The organism is Candidatus Dadabacteria bacterium, assembly GCA_009840385.1.
GTDB classification, from domain to species: Bacteria; Desulfobacterota_D; UBA1144; order Nemesobacterales; family Nemesobacteraceae; genus Nemesobacter; species Nemesobacter australis.
On the sequence record VXNX01000013.1, the window covers coordinates 663,750 to 674,195 of the forward strand.

Sequence of the window (10,446 nt, forward strand, 5' to 3'; positions counted from 1 at the left end):
AGGCCTATTGCAAGATCTTTTTAGCTGGCGGCCAGCACATCAGTGCTTGAAGTGCCTTTTCCCGGTGAGGACCATCGCCATCGAGTGTTCGTCCGCGGCAGCTATAACCTCTTTGTCCCTTATCGATCCCCCGGGCTGCGCTATTGCGGTTATTCCCACACGCGCCGCTTCGTCAACACCATCTCTGAAAGGAAAAAATGCGTCGGAAGCTAATACCGAGCCGTCGGTCGGCGTACGGGCTTTCATCCCCGCGATCCTGACGGAATCAACCCTGCTCATCTGGCCCGCTCCTATGCCCACCGTCCTGCGATCCCTCGCGTACACAATAGCGTTTGACTTGGTGTGCCGACAGACCTTCCAGGCAAACCGGAGGTCGGCCATCTCCTCCTCGGTGGGTTTTCTTTTGGTCGGGATCTTTATGTCTGAGAAATCATCCCCCCAGTCCCTGTCGCTTTGCTGTATAAGCGCCCCGCCCGTCACTTTCTTTATGTCCCAGCTCCCCGCCCCGCCGATCCCCATACCGCCTGTGAGAAGCACTCGCAGGTTCTTCCTGGCCGAAAGCAGCATAAGGGCTTTTTCCGAGAAACCGGGCGCTATAATGACTTCCGCGAACATGCTGGCTACCTCTTCTGCCGCCGTCTCGTCAACCTCCCTGTTGAAGGCTATTATCCCGCCGAAAGCGCTTTCCGGATCACACTCCCTCGCCCTTGAGAAAGCCTCCGCGGGAGTAGCCCCAAGCGCCGCCCCGCAGGGGTTGTTATGCTTTACTATCACGCAGGCGGTGTCCGAAAACTCTCTCACCAGCTCGAAGGCCGAGTCGGTGTCGTATATGTTGTTAAGTGAAAGCTCTTTTCCCTGAAGCTGTCTTGCGTTTGCGACGCAGCAAGCGTCGCCGATTCCGCTCTCTGTGTAGAAGGCTCCACGCTGATGGGGGTTTTCCCCGTAGCGAAGGTCGAACTTCTTTTCAAGGTAGAGAGTGTAAGTCCCGGGAAGGGTGTTTCTCGCGCCACCGGGCTCCACAGACGAGAGGTAGTTCGATATAGCCGCGTCGTATCTTGAGACATAGGAGAAAGCCTTAGCCGAGAGGCGGAAATTGGTCTCGGGAGAGATTGTGCCCTTGTTTTTCCGAAGCTCACGGAGCACCGTCCCGTAGTCGGCCGGATCCGTGAGCACAGTCACCGACGCGTGGTTTTTCGCGGCGGCTCGAAGCATTGCGGGCCCCCCTATATCTATGTTCTCCATAGCTTCAGAAAACGAGGTTCCCTCTTTTGCCGCAACTTCCTCAAACGGGTAGAAGTTCACCACCAGCATGTCTATGGGCTCGATGGAATTCTCGGCCATCTCCTCTGAGTGGCGCTCATCGTCCCTTATCCCCAGAAGCCCTCCGTGTATTTTCGGGTGAAGGGTCTTTACCCTTCCTCCGAGGATTTCCGGAAAGCCGGTGTAATCGGAAATCTCAGTCACCTTCGCTCCGCCGTCGCGAAGCCTCTTGGCGGTGCCGCCCGTTGAGAGTATCTCCACTCCCAGTTCCCCAAGACCCTTTGCGAGCTTGGTTACTCCCTTTTTATCATAAACGCTTATTACCGCTTTTTTTATCGTTGTCATGAATGAAAGCGCCTTTTGGAGATCGGGTCGTGCCTAGGGCGGAATCAGAGTACTAAAGCTATCACAGCCGCCCGCATTTTCAATTCTCCGCTTACAAACAATCAGGTTTTTCGGTACAATATCAAAGATAAAGCACGGCACTCGTGCCGGAGAAGCGCAGATGAAAAAAGAAAGGTCAGCTCAGCTCAAGGTAGGGATTTTCGTTCTGGTGTCGATCGCTATTTTCGTTTACGGAGTTTTCACGATAAGCGGCCAGGAGGAACTCTTTGAGAAGGAGTACACGGTAAAGACCTACTTTGACAACACGGCCGGGCTCCTCGAGGGTGCCTACGTGCGCCTCTCGGGCGTCGGGGTCGGGTCGGTTTCCTCAATCAGCTTCTCCGACGATTCCTCCCTGGGGAAGGTTCAGGTGGTGATGGAGATCAACAAGCGGGCGCTTGCCAGGGTCTCAGTGGACTCTCACGCCACGATCAAGACTGAAGGGCTTTTGGGGGCGAAATTCGTCGAGATCGTTCCCGGCCAAGGGGAGAGCATAGGAAAGGCGCGCGACGGGATCGTGATCAGGGGCTACACATCGCCCGAGATGCAGGAGATAATAAGCCAGTCAGAGGAGTTCGTCACGAACCTCACGTCCATCTCCAGGAACCTGGACAAGATGGTGTCGGCATTTGCGGAACAAACCACCCCTGAACAGGAGGGCTTTCTGCACACTCTCATCTACGACGAGGAGTTCGCAGCGGACATGCGGAGCTTCTCCTCCAACTTGGCCGAGGTTTCCCGGATGATCAGGGAAGGGGAGGGTTCCATTGGAGCGCTCGTAGTCGATCCGTCGGTTCACGACGCGCTTAAAGGAGTGCTCGGGGAGGCGGAGAGAAACAGGTTCATCCGCTCCGCCGTGAGATATATGATAGAAGAAAAGGAGAAAAAGGCGTCAGAGGAGCATTAGAACTTTCGTGGGGAGTGGTTTCCGCTTTCTGGTGGCGCCTGAAGATTAAGACACAGTTTCAAGGAGGTAATAGAGATGTCAGCGAGAAGATTTATGGTTTTTTTAATTGCTCTTGTTTTCTGCGCTGTTCCGCTCACGGCGACGCATGCGGATCAGTGCTCGACCAAGGCGGCGAGCAGCTCCACTTCGCTTCCGGGCCCCCAGCTCGTGACGGGCGCGTGGATGTTCATAGCGGCCTACAAGGCCGACCCGGAGGTTTTGAAATCGATGCTTCCGGCGGGCCTAAAGCCGCATCCCAACAATCACATAGTCATCAACATGTATACGGTTCCCGACAAGAACCAGACCTCGGGATTCGGGGCGTACACGCTCACCTATCTTACGGTGGAGGTTGACGGAAACGACTCGTACGTTATGGATTCGGACATAACCTACCCCGGTAGGTATTTCGTCCAGTACTACAACAGCTCCCCCAGGATGAGGGAGTTCACGAAGGCAGTCGGCATTCCCGCCCAGGAGGGAATGACCACCACCGTGGTAAAGGATGGAGTGCTTACGACAAGGCTTGAAGTTGACGGCAAGACGATGATTGAGGCCACGGCCGAGGTCGGAAGCGAACTCGGAGGCTTCGGCGGAGGGCACCTTAACTACTTCGGCTATCTGAAGGAGAAGGGGAAGGTGGTCAAGTACCCGATTCCGTGGAATGGGGGAACGGTGTCCATGGCTAACCCGAAAATAAAGTTCAAGGCTCCAAAGGGCCATACGCTTAGCAAGCTGAAGCCGCTTGGGGATCCCACCTGGGCCATCTGGACCAAGGGAAGCTTCGTCTATCCCCAGTTCCAGATAATGAACTGAACGTATAAATAAATGTAGTTCTCAGGGGTTGCGCTCCGAAGCCTCCCGCTTCGGGGGGCACCCCTTTTTTTCTGAAGCCGACATGACCAGATCGGATTACCCCGTCTTATTCGTAATAAGCGAGATAAGCGCGTTTTTCGTACTGCTTCTTTTCTTCACGCTCCGCGCGGAGATGCCCGGCGTGCACTCCACGCTTGTCGGGGTGCAGTGGGGGCTTTTCATCCTGAGTCCCGTGATCCACTTTCTTTTTCTCCGGTTTTTCTCCCAGTGGTCCTCGCTTGTCCAGTTCGCGAAGTTCTGCATGATAAGCTTTTCGAACCTAGTGATCGACTTTGGGATACTCAACCTGCTCATTTATTATTCCGGGGTGGCCGAGGGGGTTTTGTACTCGGTTTTCAAGGCGGTTTCCTTTATCCTGGCGAACGTTAACGGGTATGCGTGGAACAAGTTCTGGACGTTTCAAAGCAACGGAGCCGAGGGGTGGATGAACCAGCTCGTAAGATTCTTCGTAGTAGTGGGCGTGGGGCTTGTGATAAACGTTGCGGTCGCCACGTACGTGGTCACCGAGTTCGGAGGTTCGGGGGGGTCCATCTCCTCCACCGTCTGGGCGAACATAGGAGCCGCAGTGTCTCTCCTGATAACGCTTTTCTGGAACTTTTTCGGCCTTAAGTATCTGGTTTTCGAGAAAAAGTCTTGAACGACCGGTTCGGAGCACTGCTTACACACGGCTTGGGGAAAGTGAGAGCGGGCGACGGGATTCGAACCCGCGACCCTTGGCTTGGGAAGCCAATGCTCTGGCCAGCTGAGCTACACCCGCAATACCCAGAGGACTCTATACGGATATTGTCTACAAATCAAACCTGCCGCTGCGGACAGTTGCCCGGATAACCGCGGCGGGTTTCAGATATAATGTTGTCTGTGAAGAAGACTCGCCGTACAGCCCATTTGCTTACAGAAAAGGTAAACCCGAGAACGATCAATATTGATGAACTTTCGTGCTCAGAAATTATCGATCTTATAAGCGGGGAAGATCGGGAGGCGTTTGAGGCTGTCTCAAGGGAGAGGGATGCCGTTTCCCGGGCGGCGGAAATGGTTTTCCGTTCGCTTGAGAGCGGCGGCAGGGTTTTTCTCGTCGGGGCGGGAACGAGCGGACGGCTCGGGGTTATGGAAGCCGCTGAATGTCCTCCGACTTTCGGGACGGACCCCCAGACAGTGCAGGCGGTTATGGCGGGAGGACGCGACGCGGTGTGGGAATCGGTTGAAGGCGCTGAGGATTCCCCTACGGCTTCTGTGAAAGCCCTTCGCGGCAAAAAGCTCTCCGGCGACGACGTGGTCCTTGGAATCGCGGCCAGTTCCGGGACGCCGTTTGTGGTATCTGCCCTGGAATACGCCCGGGCGGTCGGTTGTGCCACCGTCCTTATATGCTGCAGCGAGCCCGAGGATGTCTCCGCCGACTTGGTCATTCCTCTTCTTGTCGGTCCGGAAGTGATAGTGGGTTCGACGAGACTTAAGGCCGCGACCGCGACCAAGATGGTCCTTAACATGATTACGACGGCCGCAATGGTGCTTCTCGGGAAAACTTACGGAAACCTGATGGTGGATCTTAAGCCGGCATCCTCGAAACTTATTGACAGGGCAGGGAGAATCATAATGGACATATGCGGCGTGGGGGAAGAAGAAGCCGCTTCGCTTTTCCGGGAAGCTGGAGGGAACCTCAAGGTTGCAGTGGTAATGAAACTCGGGGATCTCTCTCGCGAAGAGTCGGTAAAGCTGCTGAAAGAAAACGGTGGATTGCTGAAAAAGACCCTTGCGAACGTATCCGGCGGCACGGAAAGTCCTTAATTGTTCCCGGCCGCCTGTCTGCTAAATCCCCTTTTCATCAGGTAGCTTTTTCCGTGTGAACTGGCTTCATCCGATAATTTCGAAAAAGGAAAAACTCATCATCGGTCTCATTTCCGGGACTTCAATGGACGGCATTGACGCGGCGCTGGTAAGAATTCGCGGCTCGGGGGAGGATACCGAAGTGCGGATCGAGGACTTTATCTGTAGGGAATACTCGGATGCTGCCAGAAAGTTTCTTCTCTCGATCGGTTCCTTAAACGCCGGTTCGGTCTCCGACCTGAATTTCCTCCTCGGCCAGGAGTTTGCCGCCGCAGTGTCTGATCTTCTCCGCAAAGCCTCCCTGAAAACGACCGATGTGGATCTTGTGGGCACCCACGGTCAGACGGTTTTTCACAACCCGCCCTCTCTCGGGGGAGTTGTTTCCTCGACCTTCCAGCTCGGCGAAGCCGATGTTATCTGCGAGGAAACGGGAATCACCACTGTGGGAGATTTCAGGACGAGGGACGTGGCGGCTGGTGGAGAAGGTGCTCCCCTTATGCCCTACGTGGACTACCTGCTGTTCTCTAGGACCGGGAAAAACATAATCGCCCAGAACATAGGGGGCATTTCCAACTGCACTCTGGTTACGGGAAAACCCGGGGAACTCCTGGCGTTCGATACGGGCCCCGGCAATTCCCTGATTGATTCGGTGGCGCGGCTTGCCTCGGGAGGGGAGAAAAATTTTGACGAGGACGGAGCGATGGCGAAGAGGGGTTCGGTCAGGGAGGATCTTCTTCGCAGTCTTATGAAAAACCCTTACTTCGACATAGAACCCCCTAAATCGACCGGCAGGGAGCTTTTCGGGGAAGAGATGGTCGCGAGGCTTTTCTCGCTTACGGAAAAAAAGAACATCTCCCTGCCTGATCTTCTGCTCACGCTTGTCGAATTTACCGTCTGCTCCATAGTTTCCGCCTATGAAAGATTCGTCTACCCGCGCGCGGACGTGGAGGAAGTCGTGCTGAGCGGAGGAGGGGCCTACAATCCGGTGATGGTCTCAAGGCTTTGTGAAAAGCTCGCCCCGACGAAGCTCTGCCTCTCGGATGAGTACGGCATTCCCCCGGATGCCAAGGAAGCCGTGGGATTCGCGGTACTCGCAAATGAAACCGTGTGCGCAAACCGGGCGAACGTGCCAGAAGTCACGGGAGCCCGAGAGACTACGGTTCTCGGGAAAATCTCAATCGGGAAGAATGTATTGTAAAAATGTATGAAAATCCAGCCGTGTTTTCATCAGAAGATCTCCCGCCGCCCCGTCTGGCGGCGCAGTTCCTAATGCCGAGGATCGATTTTTCAGATTCCGGCTCCGTCAGGCGTGCGGAGCGCCTCGTGCGGGATTTCTGCGTCTGCGGTTTCATAGTATTCAACGGGGACGTCGAGCAGGTAAGGGAGACCACCAGGAAACTTGCGTCCTTGTCCGAACTTCCGCTTCTTTTCGGCTGCGATGTTGAAAGGGGCCTCGGTCAGCGGGTCTCGGGAGCGACCCTTTTCCCCTTTGCTATGGCCCAGGGGGCGATAGATGACGAGGAGGTTTTAAGACGCCAGGCCGTTATAACCGCCCAGGAGATGAAGTACTGCGGGCTTAATTTGGCCTTCGCCCCGGTTCTTGACGTAAATACCGAACCGCAAAACCCGATAATAAACGTAAGAGCATTCTCTGATGACCCTGCGGTCGTTTCAAAACTGGGAAGTGCCTTTGCGGAAACCCTGCAGAAAGAAGGGGTGCTTGCCTGCGCGAAACATTTTCCCGGTCACGGCGCAACTCTCGAGGATTCCCACGCGCGCCTCCCAAGCGTCAAGAGACCCCTCGAGCGACTTATGGAAACTGATCTTGCTCCTTTTAGAGAAGCGATCGCGGAAAGGCTTCATTCCGTGATGCCGGCGCATGTCCGTTTTCCGGCCCTTGACCCGCTCGGGCTCCCTGCCACGCTCTCCGAACCGATTCTGTGCGGCCTTCTGCGGGAAAAATTCGGATTCAACGGCCTGATCGTCTCGGATTCCTTCAGGATGGATGCCTTGGGTGGAGAAGAGCGAGAGGAGGAAAATATACTCGCAGCGCTTGGAAGCGGGGTGGATATAGTCCTCGATCCCAGAGATCCAGAAGGGTTTCTCGAGAGGCGCGCGGAGGATAGCTTTTTCCGGGATCCGGCGCGCGGGGAATCTCTTAGCAGGATATTCTACGTGAAAAGGCTTTTCGCCACGGGCATGGAGAAAGCGCCTTCGCCCGATTTTGAGAAAAACGCAGAAGACGCAAGGGAAATCTCCCGCTGCTCTGCCTGCGTTCTGAGAGGAGGAGTTCTTTCCGGCGGGGAGGTCTCGGTTTTCCACTTCGGCACGGATGAGACAGAGGAGCTTCTGGGCGGGCTTCGCGAAGGGTTCTCCGGGGGAGGAGTAAGGATAGAGAAGCTTTCCTGCTGGCCCGAGACTCCGCAGTTGCATGGAGATTCTTCGCTTGTGTGCGTTTTGTCGGTCGCGCCCGCGGGCTGGACTGAGAACTGCGTTATTCCCCCGGAGATAATCGATTGCGTAAACAGTTTCTGTTCTTTTTCGGGCGAGAAGATTCTGCTTACCTTCGGGTCTCCTTATCCCGCGGCCGAGTTTACCTTTTTCGATACCGTTATCTCGCTTTTCGACTCCTCGCGCGCGGCGGGCCGGGCGGCCGCGGAGGTTCTCACGGGAGATAGGTTTTCCACGGCAGGGCTTCCGGTGAAAATAACGCTATGAAACTCTATGCAATAGACTGGGCGCTCGTGGGCATCTATCTGGTTTTTTCCTTGGGGGTCGGCTTTTATTTTTCAAGGAGAGCGTCCGGAAGTCTTTCGGACTATTTCGTCTCGGGACGCGGGCTTCCCTGGTGGCTTCTCGGAACCTCGATGGTCGCCACCACTTTTGCCGCCGACACCCCCCTTGCCATAACGGGGTGGATAAGAACCGAGGGGATATGGAAGAACTGGTTCTGGTGGAACTACATCTTCAGCCACGCGCTTGTGATAGTGGTTTTCTCAAGGCTCTGGAGAAGGGCGGAGGTGATAACCGACAACGAGCTCATAGAGCTTCGCTACGGGGGCCGCCCCGCGGCGTTTCTCCGCGGCTTCAAGGCGTTTTATTTTTCGACGATTTTCAATTTCATAGTCATGGGCTGGGTGATTACCGCGATGACCAAGGTATTTGAGGTATTTTTCGGAGTCGGCCAGATATATGCCGTTTCGCTGTGCGTTGGAATCGTGCTTGTCTACACGGTTTTCTCCGGGCTCTGGGGGGTGGTGATAACGGATTTGGTGCAGTACGCAATAGCGCTCGGCGCCACGGTCATACTCGCCGTCGTGGTCATAAATTCTGACGCGGTCGGAGGCTACAACCAGTTCGTAAGCAAAATAGCGGAACTTCCCCCCGAGCAGGTCTCTATGTTCATCACGCAACCCACGGGCGGCGAAGATTTTTTCTCTTCCGATTTTTTCACCTTCCTCATTTTCATGACCGTCGTCTGGTGGTCTTCCCATAACGCCGACGGGGGAGGCTATTTTATACAGCGGCTCTGTTCGGCGAAAAACGAGAGGCATGCCTTGGCGGGCACCGCGTGGTTCGCGCTTAACCATTACGTGCTTCGCCTCTGGCCGTGGGTCCTTGTCGCCTTGGCGTCGGTCGTAATCTTTCCCGAAGCGGCTGGGGTGGCGGGCGGAGACGATGAATCTATGTACCTGGTTATGATAAGGGATTTTCTCCCGCCGGGTCTTCGAGGTCTTCTGCTGGTTTCTTTTCTCGCGGCGTTTATGTCCACGGTCTCTACGCATCTTAACTGGGGCGCCTCGTATCTTGTGAATGATCTTTACAGGAGGTTCATGCGGCCAAGCGCCCCGCAGCGCCATTACGTGCGGGTCTCGAGGATAGCGACCGTGGCGCTTGCCGTGATCGCGGGCGTGGTGGCGCTTCAGATAAAGAACATAGGGGATGCTTGGATATTTCTCTGGGCGATGAGTTCGGGTATTGGCCTTGTGCTGATACTCAGGTGGTTCTGGTGGAGGATAAACGCCTGGAGCGAGATAGTGGCGCTTGCCTCATCGCTTGCGACCATACTGGTTCTGATTCTCTACACCGAGGCGAAGGGAATTCCGCTTGAGCTTCGCCACCAGATACTCGTTGTTCCAGTCTCGATAACCTGCTGGGTTGTGGCCACTTTCGCCACCGCTCCCGAGCCGTGGGAGAAACTCTCGGCATTCTACTCGAGGGTAAGGCCTCCGGGTTTCTGGTCGCCTGTCCGTAAGAGGGCGGGGGTTGAGCGGGAGCGGGGAGCCTTTTCCTCGGTTCTTCTTAACTGGTCGCTTGTCGTGTCTTTCCTGCTCTGTTTAATGATAGGGGCGGGAAAGCTCGTCTTGGGAGACGGCAGAAGCGCTCTCTGGCTTCTTTCTGCCTCGGCGATTGCGTTCGCCTTCATCCTGCATCGTCGCGGCAGTTTTTTCCGCTAGCGGTTTCAGTATTTTTCTTTTCTGTGGTATATAGATGGTTGCTATGGCGATTAACGTGAAAGTGCTCAAGCGGCCGCGGCTTTCCTTCTGGGAAAAACTCTACATTCCCCAGGTGCTGAGGGGTCTTATGATCACCATAAGGCATATTACGCATTTTCAGCCTATAACAGTGAAATACCCCGAAGAGGTAAAAGCCCTTCCCGAGAATTACAGAGGACTTCACGTGATGCCTGCCGATGACGAAGGGGAGATAAGGTGCGTCGCGTGCAAGCTCTGCGAGATTGCCTGTCCCACCCAGGCTATTTCCATAGTTTCCGAACCCGCCGACGATTACGGCATCGAAAGAAGGCCCAAGGTTTACAACATAGATTTCATGCGCTGCGTTTTCTGCGGCTTCTGCGTTGAGGCCTGCCCGTGCGACGCGCTTCGGATGGGGATGAAGTACGAACTTGCCTCCTACAACCGCGCGGGACTCGTTCACACAAAAGAGGTCTTCTTCGACCCAAACGTGAAAAGCGACGCCCCCAGGGACAACGCGAATTTTCTTTACAAGATGCAAAAGGGAGAGATACTCGATTCCCCTGAAGAAATTTCAAGAATAACGGGGATGGACGGCACCTACTCCAAAAAGGCCGACCCGCATTCTTCTTAGGACTAACCGTTCGTATAGTCCTGAAATCACTTTATAAATTCCTTGACATA

General features: G+C 55.1%; 9 protein-coding genes and 1 tRNA gene. 8 read left to right on the plus strand and 2 right to left on the minus strand.

Annotated features, from left to right (window positions below; genetic code table 11):
- Positions 1-39: 39 nt before the first annotated feature.
- Complete coding sequence (purH, locus tag F4X55_07580) at positions 40-1,605, minus strand: bifunctional phosphoribosylaminoimidazolecarboxamide formyltransferase/IMP cyclohydrolase (GenBank protein MYC40848.1); 1,566 nt, start codon at positions 1,603-1,605, stop codon at positions 40-42.
- Between the two features lie 160 nt (positions 1,606-1,765).
- Here purH and F4X55_07585 point away from each other — a divergent pair, with 160 nt between their 5' ends.
- The 3 genes from F4X55_07585 (at position 1,766) to F4X55_07595 (ending at position 4,103) form a co-directional block, all read left to right on the plus strand.
- Positions 1,766-2,551, plus strand: a complete 786-nt coding sequence (locus tag F4X55_07585; protein MYC40849.1) for an MCE family protein — start codon at positions 1,766-1,768, stop codon at positions 2,549-2,551.
- Between the two features lie 75 nt (positions 2,552-2,626).
- Positions 2,627-3,406, plus strand: coding sequence for a hypothetical protein (locus tag F4X55_07590; GenBank protein ID MYC40850.1), 780 nt, complete (start codon positions 2,627-2,629; stop codon positions 3,404-3,406).
- Positions 3,407-3,488: 82 nt separating this feature from the next.
- Positions 3,489-4,103, plus strand: coding sequence for a GtrA family protein (locus F4X55_07595; protein MYC40851.1), 615 nt, complete (start codon positions 3,489-3,491; stop codon positions 4,101-4,103).
- Between the two features lie 46 nt (positions 4,104-4,149).
- Here F4X55_07595 and F4X55_07600 read toward each other — a convergent pair.
- A tRNA-Gly gene (locus tag F4X55_07600) sits at positions 4,150-4,223 on the minus strand.
- A 92-nt stretch (positions 4,224-4,315) separates the two neighbouring features.
- On the opposite strand from F4X55_07600, the gene murQ reads away from it, so the two are divergent.
- From murQ to F4X55_07625, 5 genes are read left to right on the plus strand one after another with little or no spacing between them, the layout of a single operon-like run.
- Positions 4,316-5,248 (plus strand): N-acetylmuramic acid 6-phosphate etherase, encoded by a 933-nt coding sequence (murQ, locus tag F4X55_07605; protein ID MYC40852.1) that lies wholly within the window; start codon positions 4,316-4,318, stop codon positions 5,246-5,248.
- Positions 5,249-5,303: 55 nt separating this feature from the next.
- The gene (locus tag F4X55_07610) at positions 5,304-6,485 is read left to right on the plus strand and encodes an anhydro-N-acetylmuramic acid kinase (GenBank protein MYC40853.1); all 1,182 of its coding nucleotides are present in this window, start codon (positions 5,304-5,306) and stop codon (positions 6,483-6,485) included.
- A gap of 2 nt (positions 6,486-6,487) precedes the next feature.
- Positions 6,488-8,005: a glycoside hydrolase family 3 protein gene (locus F4X55_07615; GenBank protein MYC40854.1), complete on the plus strand. Its 1,518-nt coding sequence runs from the start codon at positions 6,488-6,490 to the stop codon at positions 8,003-8,005.
- Positions 8,002-9,744, plus strand: coding sequence for a Na+:solute symporter (locus F4X55_07620; protein MYC40855.1), 1,743 nt, complete (start codon positions 8,002-8,004; stop codon positions 9,742-9,744). The genes F4X55_07615 and F4X55_07620 overlap by 4 nt, the downstream gene beginning before the upstream one ends.
- A 34-nt stretch (positions 9,745-9,778) precedes the next feature.
- A complete protein-coding gene (locus tag F4X55_07625) occupies positions 9,779-10,396 on the plus strand; it encodes an NADH-quinone oxidoreductase subunit I (protein ID MYC40856.1) in 618 nt (205 codons plus the stop codon).
- Positions 10,397-10,446: the final 50 nt, after the last annotated feature.